At 57.4% G+C, this 16,628-nt stretch carries 12 protein-coding genes; 6 read left to right on the forward strand and 6 right to left on the reverse strand.

Going from position 1 to position 16,628, the window contains the following annotated elements:
- Positions 1-52 precede the first annotated feature (52 nt).
- Both entD and OGX81_RS05015 read right to left on the reverse strand, forming a co-directional pair.
- Positions 53-706 carry an enterobactin synthase subunit EntD gene (gene entD / locus OGX81_RS05010; RefSeq protein ID WP_104868943.1) on the reverse strand — a complete coding sequence of 218 codons (654 nt, stop codon included), beginning with the start codon at positions 704-706 and terminating at the stop codon, positions 53-55.
- Positions 707-754: 48 nt separating this feature from the next.
- Positions 755-2,998 carry a TonB-dependent siderophore receptor gene (locus tag OGX81_RS05015; RefSeq protein ID WP_012133407.1) on the reverse strand — a complete coding sequence of 748 codons (2,244 nt, stop codon included), beginning with the start codon at positions 2,996-2,998 and terminating at the stop codon, positions 755-757.
- A 305-nt stretch (positions 2,999-3,303) separates the two neighbouring features.
- Between OGX81_RS05015 and fes the strand changes: the two genes are divergently transcribed.
- The 4 genes from fes to wzz(fepE) all read left to right on the forward strand — a co-directional run bounded on the left by fes (position 3,304) and on the right by wzz(fepE) (position 10,036).
- The gene (fes, locus tag OGX81_RS05020; protein WP_104868942.1) at positions 3,304-4,518 is read left to right on the forward strand and encodes an enterochelin esterase; all 1,215 of its coding nucleotides are present in this window, start codon (positions 3,304-3,306) and stop codon (positions 4,516-4,518) included.
- Positions 4,519-4,547: 29 nt separating this feature from the next.
- Positions 4,548-4,766: an MbtH family protein gene (locus tag OGX81_RS05025; protein ID WP_058668745.1), complete on the forward strand. Its 219-nt coding sequence runs from the start codon at positions 4,548-4,550 to the stop codon at positions 4,764-4,766.
- Positions 4,763-8,647, forward strand: a complete 3,885-nt coding sequence (gene entF, locus OGX81_RS05030; protein WP_104868941.1) for an enterobactin non-ribosomal peptide synthetase EntF — start codon at positions 4,763-4,765, stop codon at positions 8,645-8,647. Before OGX81_RS05025 ends, entF begins: the two co-directional genes overlap by 4 nt.
- Positions 8,648-8,899: 252 nt before the next feature.
- The gene (wzz(fepE), locus tag OGX81_RS05035; protein WP_047458238.1) at positions 8,900-10,036 is read left to right on the forward strand and encodes an LPS O-antigen length regulator Wzz(fepE); all 1,137 of its coding nucleotides are present in this window, start codon (positions 8,900-8,902) and stop codon (positions 10,034-10,036) included.
- A 72-nt stretch (positions 10,037-10,108) separates the two neighbouring features.
- Here the strand turns inward: wzz(fepE) and fepC are convergent, their stop codons facing one another.
- Genes fepC through fepD form a run of 3 tightly spaced genes read right to left on the reverse strand, consistent with a single transcriptional unit; the run spans position 10,109 to position 12,899 of the window.
- Entirely contained in the window at positions 10,109-10,906 is a 798-nt protein-coding gene (gene fepC / locus OGX81_RS05040; protein ID WP_047458235.1) for an iron-enterobactin ABC transporter ATP-binding protein, read from the reverse strand.
- Entirely contained in the window at positions 10,903-11,895 is a 993-nt protein-coding gene (gene fepG, locus OGX81_RS05045) for an iron-enterobactin ABC transporter permease (protein ID WP_012133400.1), read from the reverse strand. The genes fepC and fepG overlap by 4 nt, the downstream gene beginning before the upstream one ends.
- The gene (gene fepD, locus OGX81_RS05050) at positions 11,892-12,899 is read right to left on the reverse strand and encodes a Fe(3+)-siderophore ABC transporter permease (protein ID WP_012133399.1); all 1,008 of its coding nucleotides are present in this window, start codon (positions 12,897-12,899) and stop codon (positions 11,892-11,894) included. The genes fepG and fepD overlap by 4 nt, the downstream gene beginning before the upstream one ends.
- 111 nt (positions 12,900-13,010) lie before the next feature.
- Between fepD and entS the strand changes: the two genes are divergently transcribed.
- Positions 13,011-14,261 (forward strand): enterobactin transporter EntS, encoded by a 1,251-nt coding sequence (gene entS, locus OGX81_RS05055; protein ID WP_104868940.1) that lies wholly within the window; start codon positions 13,011-13,013, stop codon positions 14,259-14,261.
- Positions 14,262-14,304: 43 nt separating this feature from the next.
- Here the strand turns inward: entS and fepB are convergent, their stop codons facing one another.
- Positions 14,305-15,261, reverse strand: coding sequence for a Fe2+-enterobactin ABC transporter substrate-binding protein (gene fepB, locus OGX81_RS05060; protein WP_104868939.1), 957 nt, complete (start codon positions 15,259-15,261; stop codon positions 14,305-14,307).
- Between the two features lie 187 nt (positions 15,262-15,448).
- Here fepB and entC point away from each other — a divergent pair, with 187 nt between their 5' ends.
- Positions 15,449-16,624 carry an isochorismate synthase EntC gene (entC, locus tag OGX81_RS05065; protein WP_060815865.1) on the forward strand — a complete coding sequence of 392 codons (1,176 nt, stop codon included), beginning with the start codon at positions 15,449-15,451 and terminating at the stop codon, positions 16,622-16,624.
- The last annotated feature ends 4 nt before the right edge of the window (positions 16,625-16,628 follow it).

Genomic DNA, 16,628 nt, shown 5'->3' on the forward strand with positions numbered 1-16,628 from the left:
GCTTTTATGGCAATGCTTGTGCTCCGCAGTCAGCAATGGCTGCGGGCAAATTCTACAGGGCGGACGCGCAGAGCGTAATGACCTGACCGTCGTACTCACGCCACGAAATATCCACTGTGCAATCAGCAAGCTGCGACGAAAACGCCGACGTCATTTGCATGGTTAGATGTGTTTTCGTCACTGAAACGATCCTGGCGCTGGCAAAACCCGGTAACGTTGCCGCGCGATCGGAGAACGCTTTATAGACGCTCTCTTTGGCGGAAAACGCCAGGGTTAACGCGAGCGGAAAAGGGAAAGGACTGCGCTGTAAAACGCGTTGTTCATCGTTATCGACGATACTGCTGGTGAGTTCTGCCGCCGTTTGAGGCGTGAAGATTGCTTCGATATCAACCCCTACCGGAGTGAGGGAGACGACTGCCAGCGCCGTGGCGGCGCTGTGGCTGATACTGCCGAACAGGCCTTCCGGCCACAAGGGTTGCCGTTTATCGCCGATAGCGGGTACGGTTTTGTGCCCATATTCAGTCAGAGCATGAAACGCGGCGAGACGTCCCGCTAAATGTTCAGCCTGACGTTTTCGCCCGGCGGGAAGCAGCTGCGCGTGATGCGGCAACCAGAGCAGATCGTGTTCGTGGAAGCTATCGATATCGAACCCGATAAGATGAAGTTTGTGGCGGGAAAAAGAGAGGGGGGTGTAAGTGGTTCGCATGGTTTCTCATAAAAACCCTCTCCCCGTTCAGGGAGAGGGCGGTCGTTATCAGAAGCGTGTGTTAACGCCCATGTACCATGTACGACCCGGTTCGTTGTAGGTGTAAGCACCTGCACCGTACATATAAGCGCCGGTCGCGTCGTTACCCGTGGTCTGGGCATTCCCCGCACGCCATTGACGCTTGTCGAAGACGTTATCCACGCCGCCGGTCAGGCTGACGTTTTTGGTTACGTCCCAGGTCGCGCTCAGGCCGACAATGCTGTACGGGCTGACTTCATCTTTCTCAGAGCCGGTAGCAGGCTGGCCCTTATAGTTGTATTTCTTCGGCTGCTGCTTGCCGTACCAGGTGAAGGTTGACTGCACTGACACATCCTGATGTACCTGCCAGCTCAGGGTTGAGTTCAGCGTGTACTCCGGGATGATCGACAGACGATCGCCGGTTGTTTTGTTCTTGCTCTGTAGCATGTAGGTAATGTTGTTGGTCCAGTTTATCGCATCGCTGACCGGAATATTCAACGATCCTTCCAGACCTTCTACCACGGCCTTCGGCACGTTTTCCCACTGGTAGATATCGGTTTGCACTTTACCTGAAGAGGTATGGCCGACTGGCGCATAGCCCGCTTCAATCTTATCGCGGTAGTCGTTACGGAACCAGGTCACACCGGCCTGCCAGCCGTCGTGTTTCCACTCAAGACCAATCTCTTTGTTGACGCTGGTTTCCGCTTTCAGGTCATCGTTACCCATCATGTAGCAACCGACGCCATCGGAGCTTGCATAGCAACCCTGGCCTTTGCTGTACAGCAGGTAGTTCGGGTTGGTCTGATAGAGGCTCGGTGCTTTATAGGCACGGGCGATACCCATCTTCAGGGTGAAATCATCGCCCAGCGCCTGCGACAGGTTCAGGGACGGGCTCCAGTTGTTGCCGACGATAGTGTGGTGATCGAAGCGCAGCGCCGGGGTCAGCATGGTGCTGTCAGTTATCTCCATGTTGTTCTCGGCAAACAGGGAGAAGATTTCTGCGGATGAGTACGGACTGCGGTCGTCGCTCATGCCTGGAATGGCTCCGCCCTGTTGAGCCTGAGTATTCGAGGCGGAATCCTTCATACGCTGCTGGTTCCACTCAGTACCCAGCGTCAGGTTTTGATTAACGATGAAATCAAGCGGCAGGTTAATTTCACTGTGCAACATCACGTCGGCCAGGTCGGTGTCGGTGAATTCGTCGCTGTTGAACAACCCTTCGAGACCGCCCGCCAGCCCTTCGCCCAGACGCGAGTTGCGGGTGTGTTCGTACTGTGCCCAGTTGCTGGTGGTGATACCGTTATCCCAGCCGCCGTTCCAGGTCACTGCGAAGTTCTGGCGATAAATACGGTTAGTCTCTTTACCGTAGTTTTTCTTCACCAGGGCATTGTCGTTATTGGTGTTTTGGGTATCGCCCGCGTAAAGGTTGTTCTGGCGGCTGTAGCCTGCTTCAAACTCCAGCGCCTGCATCGGTGCGAAATCCCAACGTACGACACCATTAATATCTTTGTTTTCAACCCCTTCACGACCTGCTGGCAGGGTGTTGGCGTAGGCGCCGGTACGCTCAGACTGGTGGCCCTGGTTGATGTCCCAGGCGTCGGCCTGAGTTTTATCCAGGTTGCCGTACATGCGGAAGCTGAATTCGCCGCCCAGCGGGCCGCTCAGGCTAAAGTTGGTGCGCTTGGTGGAACCTTCGTCTTTGTGTTCCGGCGCATTCAGATAGGTGTTCCACGAACCATGCCACTGATCGTCGAATTTCTTGGTGATGATGTTTACCACGCCGCCCGCTGCGCCGTTGCCGTAACGTGCTGCCGCAGGGCCACGAATCACATCAATGCGTTCGATCATCTCTGGCGGCACCCAACCGGTATCGCCACGGGTGTCACGCTCGCCGCGCCAGCCCAGACGGATGGAGTTGCGGCTGGTCACCGGTTTGCCGTCGATCAGAATCAGGGTGTTCTCCGGGCCCATGCCGCGAATGTCGATCTGGCGGTTGTTGCCGCGCTGGCCGCTGGTTGAGTTACCGGTCAGGTTCACGCCCGGCATGGTGCGGATGATTTCGGCAACGTCGCGAGCGGGAGGATTTTTACGGATTTCGTCGGCGGTAATGGTCGATACGCCCGGTGCCTGGAGGTTCTGCTGGGCGGCGGTGACCACGATGGTGTCTTCATGAAGCGCTGCGCTATCAGTGGTCTCCTCCGCCATAACAGGCAGAGCGACCCCATAAATTCCCAGATTGACCAGTAAGGCCAGGGAATGAATCTTATTGTTCATTGTATTTCCTGCTTATCTTTATTTAGCCACATGCGCCAAACTCTCGTGGTGAGGTGTTTAGCCTGATGTCGCCCGCATCTGCGAAAGCCATACATTCCAGAAAAAGCACGCAGTGCAGGTTTCAGGTTGTGTTTCTCATTTGAACGTGGCGTCAATGCACGAATGAGGGACCCAGCCTGGGTGGTGAAATAATGTTCGCGCTTCCCACGGCGCGACAATACGCTATTGCAAATGAAAATAGTTATCAATAATATTATCAATATATTTCATCATTAAATAAAAAATTACACAATAAACATGAGGTTATGACGGTGACGGCGTTAACGACAGGAAGTGAGACCTGGTGGCAGTCAAAACACGGTCCCGAATGGGAGCGTGAAACAGACGAAAAATATCGGGTGACTTTCTGGTGGCGCGATCCGCAGGGAACGGAAAGCCGCTCTTCAATTCGCCGCGTATGGGTCTACATTACGGGCGTCACCGACCATCACCAGAATGCGGTTCCGCAATCCATGCAGCGTATTGCGGGCACGGATGTCTGGCGATGGAGCACGACATTAAGCGCCGACTGGCGTGGCAGTTACTGTTTCATCCCTTCTGAACGCGATGATATTTTTGCTTCTCTGGCAGTAGATGAAACGCCTGACAGAACCACGCTGCGTGAAGGCTGGCGTCAGTTATTGCCGCAGGCGATTGCCGATCCTCTTAACCCGGTGAGCTGGAAGGGGGGGCGGGGCCATGCGGTTTCCGCGCTGGAAATGCCAGACGCGCCAGTGCAACCCGGCTGGGATAAGCCTGAAAATCCGTCAGCTCCCCCGGTATGTTTGCAATGGCGCAGCGAGCGGCTGGGCAATACGCGTCGCGTGTGGGTGTTCACGACCGGCGACGCCCGGCCTGAACGTCCGCTAGCGATTCTGCTCGACGGGCAGTTTTGGGCGGAAAGCATGCCCGTCTGGCCCGCGCTCACCTCACTGACCCGGCGGCGTCAGCTCCCTCCTGCGGTCTACCTGCTGATTGATGCCATTGATACCCCCCACCGTAGCCGTGAACTGCCCTGCAATGCCGATTTCTGGCTGGCGGTACAACAAGAACTCCTGCCGCTGGTGAAAACCGTTGCGCCATTCAGCGATTGTGCAAAAAGGACGGTCGTCGCCGGGCAGAGTTTTGGCGGGCTCTCCTCGCTGTATGCCGGTCTGAACTGGCCTGAGCGCTTTGGCTGCGTACTGAGCCAGTCGGGATCGTTCTGGTGGCCGCAGCGCGGCGCAGATCGGGAAGGCGAGATTATTGAACAACTGAAGGCGGGCACATTGACCGCCAGAGGATTGCGCATCGTGCTGGAGGCCGGTATCAGAGAGCCGCTTATTTTCCGGGCGAATCAGGCGCTTTACAGCCAACTACACACTACGCAGCAGTCGGTTTTCTGGCGTCAGGTTGACGGCGGACATGATGCGCTTTGCTGGCGTGGCGGATTAATGCAGGGGTTGATGACCCTCTGGCAACCGTTAACCGACACGCTGTAGCTGGCGATTTTCCACGACAGGAGTTGAGTATGGAATTCAGTAATCCCTTCGATAACCCGCAGGGACAATTTTACATTCTGCAAAACCCGCAGCGTCAATTTAGCCTCTGGCCACAGCAGTGTTCTCTCCCTGCGGGCTGGCAGGTGGTGTGCGAACCGCAATCGCAGGCGCTTTGCCAGCAGTGGCTGGATGCGCACTGGACCACGCTAACTCCCGCCCATTACGCCGCTGCGCAGGAGGCTCAATGACCACGCGTTTACCGTTAGTGGCCGCCCAGCCAGGGATCTGGATGGCGGAAAAACTCTCTACGCTGCCTTCCGCCTGGAGCGTGGCGCACTATGTGGAATTACACGGCACGCTGAATGCCCCTCTGCTGGCGCAGGCGGTTGTAACCGGTATGGCGCAAGCGGATACCCTCCGTATGCGATTTACTGAAGATAACGGCGAGGTCTGGCAGTGGGTGGACCCGGCATTAACGTTTGCACAACCCGAGCTTATCGATCTGCGTGACGAGCCCGATCCGCATGCGGCGGCGCTGGCGCGGATGCAGGCCGATCTGCGACAAAATTTACGCGTTGATGGCGGCAAACCGCTGGCGTTCCACCAGTTGATTCAGGTCGATGATACCCGTTGGTACTGGTATCAGCGTTATCACCATCTACTGGTGGATGGCTTCAGTTTCCCGGCGATAACCCGTCAGATCGCGGCGATTTACCGCGCCTGGCAGTGTAACGCCCCGACGCCCGACTCGCCGTTTACGCCATTTGCTGACGTGGTGGAGGAGTATCAGCGTTACCGTGATAGTGAGGCTTATCAACGCGATGGCGCCTTCTGGGCGGAGCAGCGTCGCCAGTTGCCGCCTCCCGCTTCGCTGTCGGCTGCGCCGCTTCCCGGGCGGGCGGCCAGCGCCGATATTTTGCGTATGAAACTGGATGTGCCCGACGGTGTTTTCCGTCAGCTGGCGGCACGTATGTCTGATATTCAGCGTGCGGATTTAGCGCTGGCGCTGGTGGCGCTATGGCTGGGCCGCCTGTGCGGTCGGATGGACTATGCCGCCGGATTTATATTCATGCGGCGTATGGGATCGGCGGCGTTAACGGCGACCGGCCCGGTACTGAACGTCCTGCCGTTAGGGGTAAGCATTAATGCGGCGGAAACGCTGCCGGAACTGGCGACGCGTCTTGCCGGGCAGATGAAAAAAATGCGTCGCCATCAGCGTTATGACGCCGAACAGATCGTTCGCGACAGCGGCCGCGCGGCGGGTGAAGAGCCGCTGTTTGGCCCGGTACTGAACGTGAAGGTCTTTGATTATCAACTGGATATTCCCGGTGTACAGGCGCAAACTCATACGCTGGCGACCGGCCCGGTTAACGATCTTGAACTGGCGCTGTTCCCGGATGAAGAGGGCGGCTTGAGCATTGAAATCTTAGCCAACAAACAGCGCTATGATGAGGCGACGTTATCCTGCCATGCGTCACGGCTGACGGCGCTGATACGCCAGTTTGCGGACAATCCGGCGCTGCGCTGCGGCGATGCCGAAATGCTCCTGCCTGCCGAATATGCGCAACTGGCGCAGATTAATGATACGGCGGTAAGCATACCGCTCACGACGCTCAGCGCGCTGGTTGACGAACAGACACGCAAAACGCCGGACGCGCCCGCGCTGGCTGATGCGCGCTATCAGCTCAGTTATCAGGAGATGCGCGAGCAGGTGATCGCTCTGGCGCACCTGCTGCGTGAACGTGGCGTTAAACCGGGCGACGGCGTCGCGGTAGCGTTGCCGCGCTCGGTTTTCCTGACGCTGGCGCTGCACGGCATTGTGGAGGCCGGAGCCGCCTGGCTGCCGTTAGATACGGGGTATCCAGACGATCGTCTGCGAATGATGCTCGAAGACGCGCAGCCGAAATTACTGATCACAACCGCAGAACAACTGCCGCGATTTAACGATATCCCCGGCGTAGAAAGCCTGTGCTACAACGCGCTGCTGCCGACGAGCGGGGCTGAATCGCTGGCGTTGTCGTTGCCGCACCATACGGCATACATCATCTTTACATCCGGTTCGACCGGCAGGCCGAAAGGGGTAATGGTCGGGCAAACCGCGATCGTGAATCGCCTGCTGTGGATGCAGGATCACTATCCGTTAACGGCAGAGGATGTGGTCGCACAAAAAACGCCGTGCAGTTTCGATGTTTCGGTGTGGGAGTTCTTCTGGCCGTTTATTGCCGGGGCGAAGCTGGTGATGGCGGAGCCGGACGCGCACCGCGATCCGATTGCCATGCAGCATTTCTTTGCGAAGTATGGTGTGACCACCACCCACTTTGTCCCGTCAATGCTGGCGGCGTTCGTCGCCTCGCTCACCCCTGAATCTGCTCATGAAAGCTGCGCTACGCTACAGCGCGTATTTTGTAGTGGCGAGGCGCTGCCCACCGGGCTGTGCCGCGAGTGGGAACAGTTGACCGGCGCGCCGCTGCACAATCTGTACGGGCCGACGGAAGCGGCGGTGGATGTCAGCTGGTATCCCGCCTGCGGCAAAGAACTGGCGGATGTCACCGGAAACAGTGTGCCGATTGGCTATCCGGTCTGGAATACCGGGCTGCGCATTCTTGATGCGATGATGCGTCCGGTGCCGCCGGGCACCGCGGGTGATTTATACCTGACCGGCATCCAGCTGGCGCAGGGGTACCTGGGGCGCCCGGATCTGACGGCGAGTCGCTTTATTGCCGATCCGTTTATGCCGGGCGAACGCATGTATCGCACCGGAGACGTGGCGCGCTGGCTGGAAAATGGCGCGGTAGAGTACCTTGGCCGCAGCGACGATCAGCTAAAAATTCGTGGTCAGCGCATTGAACTGGGCGAGATTGATCGGGTTATGCAAACGCTGCCGGACGTCGAGCACGCCGTGGCTCACGCCTGCGTGTTTAACCAGGCGGCCGCGACAGGAGGCGATGCCCGCCAACTGGTAGGCTATCTGGTGTCACAATCCGGCTTACCGCTGGATATTCCGGCGCTTCAGGAACGGTTACGCGAGACATTACCGCCGCATATGGTGCCTGTGGTTCTGCTACAGCTTGCGGAACTGCCGCTCAGCGCAAACGGGAAACTGGATCGTAAAGCGCTGCCGATGCCGCAACTGACGCAACGTACGCCGGGGCGCGCGCCATTGCCAGGGACGGAAAAAACGGTGGCTGACGCCTTTGCCGGCCTGCTGGGTTGCGAGGTCAATGATGTGGAGGCCGACTTCTTTGCGCTGGGCGGGCATTCGTTACTGGCGATGAAACTCGCCGCGCAGTTGAGTCGCGCGTCCGGGCGTCAGGTGACGCCGGGGCAGGTGATGGTGGCGTCAACCGTTGGTCAGCTTAGCGCGTTGCTGGATTCCGCCGATGACGAGCAGTCTCAGCGTCTGGGCTTTGAAACGCTCCTGCCGCTGCGTGAAAGCAGTGGACCAACGTTATTCTGCTTCCATCCGGCGTCCGGTTTTGCCTGGCAGTTTAGCGTGCTGGCTCGTTATCTCAGCCCACACTGGTCAATTACGGGGATTCAGTCTCCAGGGCCTGATGGACCGATGCAAACGGCTGCGAATCTGGATGAGGTGTGCGAGCGTCATCTGGAAACGCTGCTGGCGCAGCAGCCGCACGGGCCTTACTACCTGCTGGGGTATTCGCTGGGCGGAACGCTGGCCCAGGGCATCGCGGCGCGCTTGCGTGCGCGTGGCGAAACGGTTGCCTTCCTCGGGCTGCTGGATACCTGGCCGCCGGAAACGCAAAACTGGCAGGAAAAAGAGGCCAATGGTCTGGACCCTGAAGTGTTAGCGGAGATCGCGCGTGAACGCGAAGCGTTCCTTGCTGCGCAACAGGGAAATGCCTCCGGGGAGTTATTCAGCACCATCGAAGGAAACTACGCCGATGCCGTGCGGCTTCTGACAACCGCGCATAGCGTACCGTTCGATGGATGCGCGACGCTGTTTGTCGCGGAGCGCACCCTGCCGGAAGGAATCAGTCCTGAACGCAGCTGGGCGCCGTGGATGGCAGAACTGGATATCTATCGCCAGGATTGCGCCCACGTCGATATTATTTCACCTGCCGCGTTTGAGAATATCGGGCCGATTATTCGCGCATTGCTCGACCAGTAAGCGAAGCGTTCTGACGCCTTTAAAAATTTAATTCTACTGATGCCCATAATAGCTACCAATTATTATGGGCTTTTTATTTGTCTTCAGCATTGATTTAACATAAGTGAAACATAATCAGACGGTTAGTGAAATTCCGAAAGTTGCATGCTACCTGTGGGAACAGGCAAAGAACGTTTCGGATAATTCTGAGATGCTGTTAGAATATTAGAAAGGATGTTTTTATTCATTGGACTCAATGTCAGGTTACACAACATGTCATCACTCAATGTTAAGCAGGAAAAAGATTCGGAATTTACTGGCTATCCGTTAGCGCCGTCAAACAGTAATGAAATTGATTTGTTAAGCCTTGTTGATGTTTTATGGCGGGCGAAAAATCGCATTATTGCGACTGTTTTTGCGTTTGCGCTGGCAGGTATTCTGCTGTCCTTTATTCTGCCGCAGAAATGGACCAGTCGGGCGATTGTCACCCCGGCAGAGGCCGTACAGTGGCAGGAACTGGAAAAAACGCTGACCACATTGCGTGTGCTGAACCTCGACATTAATTTGCAGCGAGACGCCGTCTTTACGCTTTTCATTAAGAAGTTCAGCTCAACATCGCTGCTGGATGAATATCTTCGCGCCTCCCCGTATGTGATGGATCAATTGAAAGGGGCGGATATTGATGAAATGGAACTGCATCGGGCGATTGTTGCGCTCAGTGAAAAGATGAACGCGGTGGATACCAACGCCGGTAAGAAAAACGAGACGTCGTTATTTACCTCGTGGACATTGAGTTTTACTGCGCCAACGAAAGAAGAGGCGCAGAAGGTGCTGGCCGGCTATATCCAGTATGTGTCGGACATCGTCGTGAAAGAGACGCTGGAGAATATTCGTAACCAGCTGGACACCAGAACGCATTTTGAGAAAGAAAAACTGGCGATGGACCGGGTGAGATTGCGCAACCAGCTTGATGCGAACATTCAGCGACTTAATTATTCCCTGGAGATTGCCAACGCCGCCGGGATTAAGAAGCCGGTCTACAGTAATGGTCAGGCGGTAAAAGACGACCCGGATTTCTCTATTTCTCTGGGCGCCGACGGTATTGCGCAAAAATTGCAAATTGAAAAGTCCGTCACGGACGTTGCGGAAATTAACGCTGAAATACGCAATCGCCAGTATTACGTAGAGCAACTGACCGCGATGAATATCAATGATGTGAAATTTATGCCGTTTAAATATCAGCTATCGCCTTCGCTGCCAGTGAAAAAAGACGGCCCGGGCAAAGCGTTGATCGTGATTCTGGCTGCGTTGTTGGGCGGTATGATCGCGTGCGGCGGTGTTCTGCTGCGTCATGCCATGCTGTCCCGTAAACTGGATGATGCGATTCAACTGGAAGAACGGTTAGTCTAAGCGCCATCCGGCAAATCGCCCGGTGGCGCTGTCGCTGACCGGGCCTGTATTGTTAACCCTCCGCCATTGAGATTACTTCGGGCGACCCAGCGGCACAACCAGCGGCGTTCCGGCGATCGGATCGTCGATGATCGTGCAACGTAATCCATAAATTTTCTCAATAAGATCCGCTGTCACAATCTCCTTTGGCGCTCCCTCTGCGACGATCTTGCCTTCACGTAACGCGATTAAATGCGTGGCGTACCGGCAGGCCTGGTTAAGGTCGTGCAGAACCGCAGCGAGGGTGTAACCTTTCTCGCGATTCAGCTCGCTCAACAGCTCCAGCAGATCGATCTGGTGGCTGATGTCCAGCCAGGTCGTCGGTTCATCCAGCAACATGATGGACGTTTCCTGCGCCAGCACCATGGCTATCCATGCTCGCTGCCGCTGCCCGCCGGAAAGCGTGTCCACGCTTTGCGTCGCCAGGTGGGTAATCCCCGTAGCGCGCATCGCACCGGCGACGGCGTCTTCGTCTTCTTTGCGCCAGCGGGTAAACAAAGGCTGATGCGGATAGCGGCCCCGGGCAACCAGCTCCTGTACGGTGATATCGCCCGGCGTGGTGGCGTTTTGCGCCAGCAGGCCAATTCGTCGCGCCACCTCTTTACTGGCGTAGTGCTGAATATGCTCGCCGTCGAGCCAGACGTGGCCATGTACGGGCGACATCAGACGGCTTAGCGTACGCAATAACGTTGATTTGCCGCAGCCATTCGGCCCAATAATGGCAGTGAAGTGACCATCCGGGATAGAAACGTTCAGATTCTCCGCGACGGTATACTTGCCATAACCCAGCGTTAACTGGTCGCCACGCAAACGGGCTACTGATTCGGTCATTTTTTGCGGGACTCCTGAATTAACAAGACGATAAGGTAAATACCGCCGAGGCTTACGGTGACGACGCCTACCGGAAGCTGGTAAGGCATAAACAGTTGTTGGGCGCACAGGTCGGCGGCCAGCAGCAATAGCGCGCCGCACAATGCGGACTGGGTTAACCCCCAGCGTGCCGTGCCGCTAAGGCGCCGCGCGATGTGCGGCGCAACCAGCGCAATGAAAGAGATCGGGCCTGCGAGCGCCGTCGCGGCGGCGGTCAGCACCACGGCGACCAGCATCATCATTAACCGGGAACGTTCAACGCTGACGCCAAGCGCGCAGGCGCTGTCATCGCCCATTTCCAGCAAGCGCAGACGACGTACCAGCAATGCGGCACACGCCAGCATCAGAACGATCAGCGGTGCCGAGGGCCACGTTTTGGCCCAGGTCAGTCCGTTGAGCGACCCGGCGTTCCACAATCCGGCGGAGAGGGCCGTTTCTAACGACGCCTGCAACAGCAGCCAGGTGTTGAACGCCACCAGCATGGCGCGCACGCCGATGCCGATAATAATCAGCCGGAAGGTCTCAATGCCGTTGCGCCAGGCAAGCAGCCAGACGATCAGCGAGGTGAGAATTCCGCCAGCCATCGCCGCCATCGCGATCGCCGTCAGGTTCTGGCCAAACAGCACCATTGCCACCAGCACGCCGCTCCAGGCCCCGGTGTTAAAACCCATTACGTCCGGGCTACCCAGCGGGTTGCGCATCAACGACTGAAAAATTGCCCCGCTGACGCCCAACGCGGCGCCAATCAGTAGCGCCATCAGCACGCGAGGCAGACGCCATTCGGTCACCACAAGGGTAATGCTGCGCGGGGCGTCTCCCAGCAACGCATTGATGATTTGCGAGACTTCCAGCGTAACGGCGCCGCTGCGCAGGCTCCACAAGCCGACAGCGATACAGCCGAGCACCAGTAGCAGACAACTTATGATCAGGCGGCGGGAAAGGTGCATCATACGGCACCTCCGCGCTGCTTGCGCCGCACGAGGAAAATAAGCACTGGCGCGCCGAGAAAGGCGCTGACAACCGAAACGCGCAATTCACCGGGAACGATGAGTCGCCCGATAATATCGGCAAACAGCAGCAGGGTCGGGGTCGCCAGCAACGTGACCGGCAGCGACCAGCGGTGATCCGCCCCCACCAGCCAGCGGGCCATGTGCGGCATCATCAGACCGATAAACGCGATAGGGCCAACAACCGCCGTCGCGCTGCCGCATAACACGGTAATCACCAGCAGGCCGATGAGCTGGGTACGCGCCACTTTGCTGCCCAGCGCGGTGGCAGTATCGCTACCGAGACTCAGGCTGTTCAGCGCGCGGCTGAGAAACAGCGCGGTAGCACCGGCAATCAGCACCGGCACGACAATAACCTTGAGCGTTTGCAGACTGCGAATGTCCAGCGAGCCGGCCTGCCAGAAACGGAGCTGATCGTACACATCCGGGTTCAGCAACGCGATACCGTTGGAAAGCCCCTCCAGCACTGCGCCGAGCGCGACACCCGCCAGCGTGAGGCGAACCGGGCTTAACTGCCCGGCGCCTTGGCTGCCGGTAAAGGCGACAATCAGCGAGGCGACCAGCGCCCCGGCAAACGCCATCAGCAACTGTTCCTGTGGAGAGGAAAAACCAAACAGCGCCGCGCCGAGTACGATCGCGAAACTGGCGCCGGAATTGACGCCGAGAATGCCCGGGTCGGCAAGCGGGTTGCGGGTGAGCGTTTGCATTAACGCCCCGGCGAGCCCCAGTGCGCCGCCAGCCAACAGGCCAGCCAGCGTGCGCGGCAATCGCGCGTCCAGCACGATGGTGCAGTCAGCGCTTTGGCAGGTGCCGGTAATTGCTTCAAGTACGACGGACGCAGGCAGTGATTTTGCGCCGATAGCCAGACTTAATGCCGTGGCGAGAATAAGTAATAACAACAAGCCGGGCACGGCGATGGCGCGTGCCACGGAAACAGAGCATGACATATCAACTTCCCTGATAATGATAGTAATTATCGTTATCGATCTTATTCGGTTATGTTAGCATGTGCAGCCATTGAATGGATATTTAAAAAAAGTTCGCATTAAGGCGTTGTAATGAATCGACAATCCTGGCTGCTGAATCTCAGCCTGTTGAAGACGCACCCTGCATTTCGCGCTGTCTTCCTCGCCCGTTTTATCTCTATTGTCTCGCTGGGTCTGCTGGGCGTAGCGGTGCCGGTACAGATCCAGATGATGACCCACTCGACGTGGCAGGTTGGTCTGTCGGTGACGCTGACCGGCAGCGCGATGTTTGTTGGCCTGATGGTCGGCGGCGTGCTGGCGGATCGTTATGAACGTAAAAAGGTGATCCTGCTGGCGCGCGGCACCTGCGGTATTGGCTTTATTGGCCTGTGTCTGAACGCGCTGTTGCCGGAACCTTCGCTGCTGGCAATCTATCTGCTCGGTCTGTGGGATGGCTTTTTTGCCTCGCTGGGGGTCACGGCGCTACTGGCGGCGACGCCTGCGCTGGTAGGGCGAGAAAACCTTATGCAGGCCGGGGCGATTACGATGCTGACGGTGCGTCTGGGATCGGTGATTTCACCGATGCTGGGCGGCGTATTGCTGGCTACCGGCGGCGTGGCCTGGAACTACGGTCTGGCGGCGGCAGGAACATTTATCACACTGCTGCCGTTGCTGAGCCTTCCGGCGCTCCCGCCGCCGCCGCAACCGCGTGAACATCCGTTGAAATCGCTGTTGGCGGCGTTCCGTTTCTTGCTCTCCAGCCCGCTCATTGGCGGCATTGCGTTGCTTGGCGGACTTTTGACGATGGCAAGCGCGGTGCGCGTGCTTTATCCGGCGCTGGCGATTAACTGGCACATGTCCGCCGCGCAAATCGGTTTACTTTATGCCGCTATCCCATTGGGGGCGGCTGTTGGCGCGTTAACCAGCGGGCAACTGGCGCACAGCGTTCGCCCTGGACTGTTGATGCTGGTTTCCACCGTAGGGTCGTTCCTGGCGATTGGGTTGTTTGGGCTGATGCCTGTCTGGCTGCTCGGGGTGATCTGTCTGGCGCTGTTTGGCTGGCTCAGCGCGATTAGCTCGTTACTGCAATACACCCTGTTGCAGACGCAAACGCCGGAAGCCATGCTCGGGCGAATCAACGGCCTGTGGACGGCGCAAAACGTGACCGGCGACGCCATCGGCGCAGCGCTGTTGGGCGGGCTGGGCGCCATGATGACGCCGGTTGCGTCAGCGAGCGTGAGCGGGTTTGGGCTGGTGATCGTTGGGTTGTTGTTAATGCTGCTGCTGGGCGAGTTGCGTCGTTTTCGCCAGCCGCCGCCGGTGCCAGATGGCGCACCGCTTTAAAATGCAGGCCGGACAGGGCATTGGCCGCTATCCGGCAAATAAATTAAAACAGCGCGGCGAGACGGTTAAGCAGTAACGTTGCGCTGTAGTAGTCCAGACGGAACGTTTCGGTGCCCAGCGCATAAACGCGCTTGTTTTGCACGGCAGGCAGGTGAGCAAGCAGTGGGTTGGCGTAAATAGCGTCGGCATCTTTGCTGTCACCGGCAAACAGGAACAGCGCTTCGCCGTTCAGACCTGCCGCCAAGTTTTCCCCGCCAAGCTGGATGATGTCATGACGTTTGCCCTGGCTTTTACTGGTTTGCAGTCCGGCAGGGAGGGGCGCCAGCGTAAAGCCTAACTGCTCCATCAGCTTGCCCTGGGCTGAATCCTGCGTCCACAGGTTGGCGCTGTGTGCGGCAGCGGTGTAGACCAGCGCGCTGACCGGTTGCGGCGGTAATGTGAGCTGTTGTTTAACGGTCGCCAGTTGTTTATCAAATTCCGCGATGCGCGCAGCGGCCTGTTTTTCCTGGCCGGTGATCTCGCCCAGTTGCGTCAGCAGAGACTGCCAGCTTTTATCGTCGTAATTGATGATAAGCGTGGGGGCAATAGTAGAAAGCTGATCGTACAGCGCCAGCGCAGAGTCGCCGCCGGTTGCGCTAATCAGAATAAGGTCCGGCATTTGTGCGGCAACGGCTTCAGCGTTTGGTTCGCCGATGTACAGGCGCGCCAGCTTGCGCGCTTTCGCAACGTCGCTCCATTGACGCAGAAATCCCCGATCGTCGGCAAAGCGGTTGTTAGGGGTGGTCGCTCCGCTGGCGACAACGGGAGCATCAATCGCCAGCAGCGAGCCCGTCAGGGTCACGCTGGTAGAGACGATACGTTCAGGTTTATGGTCCAGCGTATGCGTGCCGCGACTGTCGGTGATCTGGCGCGGCCAGTCAGCGGCATGACCTAAAGAAATTCCTGAAATGAAAAGCCCAACCAGTATCAGGGATGTTCTGCAAAGCAGGGGAAGTCTCACGAATCAGCGTCCTGTTATTAATGGAGTTAATGCTTCTCATTTTCATTGTTAGCGGGAAGGGATGCAAGTCTAAGTCGCACATTGTGCTACCCCAAGAGTTGACATGCTGTCTGTTTACTTTTAGGTTAGCGCCCGAAAATATAAATGATAATCATTATTAAAGCCTTTATCATTTTTGGAGGATGATATGGATACGTCACTGGCCGAGGAAGTTCAGCAGAAAATGGCAACGCTCACCCCCGATCGCTTTTTCTTTATGTCGCCGTATCGCAGCTTTACGACGTCAGGATGCTTCGCCCGTTTCGCTGAACCAGCGGTTGACGGGGATTCGTTAGACAGCCCCTTCCAACAAAAATTACAGCAAGCCTTTGCCGACGCCAGAGCGCAGGGTATCGCAAATCCTGTTATGGTCGGCGCTATCCCCTTTGATACCCGCCAGCCATCCTCGCTGTTCATTCCTGAGTCCTGGCAGACCTTCTCCCGACCGGCAAAGCAACAATCCTCGCGTTACTTTACCGGGCATCAGGCACTGAATGTTGTTGATCGTAAAAGTATCCCTGAACAGGAAACGTTTGAAGCGATGGTGGCGCGCGCGGCAGCGCTGACGGCGACGCCTGAAGTCGACAAAGTGGTTCTGTCACGCCTGATTGATATTACGACCGATGCCACCATTGACAGCGGCGCGCTGCTGGAGCGGCTGGTGGCGCAGAATCCGGTGAGTTACAACTTCCATGTGCCTCTGGAGGATGGCGGCGTGCTGCTTGGCGCCAGCCCGGAATTGCTGCTGCGTAAAGAGGGCGAGCGCTTTAGTTCGCTGCCGTTGGCCGGGTCGGCGCGTCGCCAGCCTGATGATGTGCTGGATCGTGAGGCGGGCAACCGACTGCTGGCTTCTGAAAAAGACAGACACGAACATGAGCTGGTCACTCAGGCCATGAAGACGGTGCTGCGCGACCGCAGCAGTGAATTACAGCTGCCCGCATCTCCACAATTGATCACCACCCCGACGTTATGGCATCTCGGTACGCCGTTCGAAGGTAAGGCGAATGCGGAAGAAAATGCCCTGACGCTGGCGTGTCTGCTGCATCCGACGCCTGCGTTGAGCGGTTTCCCGCATCAGGTGGCGAAAAAATTAATTGCTGAACTGGAGCCGTTCGATCGTGAACTGTTCGGCGGCATCGTCGGCTGGTGTGACGCTGAAGGAAACGGCGAGTGGGTCGTGACGATCCGTTGTGCGAAGCTGCGACAAAACCAGGTTCGCCTGTTCGCGGGCGCCGGGATTGTGCCTGCTTCGTCTCCGGTCGCGGAGTGGCGCGAGACCGGCGTTAAGCTTTCTACCATGTTGAACGTTTTTGGACTGCATTAAGGAG

Source organism: Citrobacter sp. CK206 (genome assembly GCF_030333125.1).
Taxonomy (GTDB): Bacteria; Pseudomonadota; Gammaproteobacteria; order Enterobacterales; family Enterobacteriaceae; genus Citrobacter_B; species Citrobacter_B koseri.

Coding starts and splice junctions, on each gene's coding strand:
- entD (WP_104868943.1), bottom strand. CDS start 706: ATGCGAACCACTTACACCCCCCTCTCTTTTTCCCGCCACAAACTTCAT.
- OGX81_RS05015 (WP_012133407.1), bottom strand. CDS start 2,998: ATGAACAATAAGATTCATTCCCTGGCCTTACTGGTCAATCTGGGAATT.
- fes (WP_104868942.1), top strand. CDS start 3,304: ATGACGGTGACGGCGTTAACGACAGGAAGTGAGACCTGGTGGCAGTCA.
- OGX81_RS05025 (WP_058668745.1), top strand. CDS start 4,548: ATGGAATTCAGTAATCCCTTCGATAACCCGCAGGGACAATTTTACATT.
- entF (WP_104868941.1), top strand. CDS start 4,763: ATGACCACGCGTTTACCGTTAGTGGCCGCCCAGCCAGGGATCTGGATG.
- fepC (WP_047458235.1), bottom strand. CDS start 10,906: ATGACCGAATCAGTAGCCCGTTTGCGTGGCGACCAGTTAACGCTGGGT.
- fepG (WP_012133400.1), bottom strand. CDS start 11,895: ATGATGCACCTTTCCCGCCGCCTGATCATAAGTTGTCTGCTACTGGTG.
- fepD (WP_012133399.1), bottom strand. CDS start 12,899: ATGTCATGCTCTGTTTCCGTGGCACGCGCCATCGCCGTGCCCGGCTTG.
- entS (WP_104868940.1), top strand. CDS start 13,011: ATGAATCGACAATCCTGGCTGCTGAATCTCAGCCTGTTGAAGACGCAC.
- entC (WP_060815865.1), top strand. CDS start 15,449: ATGGATACGTCACTGGCCGAGGAAGTTCAGCAGAAAATGGCAACGCTC.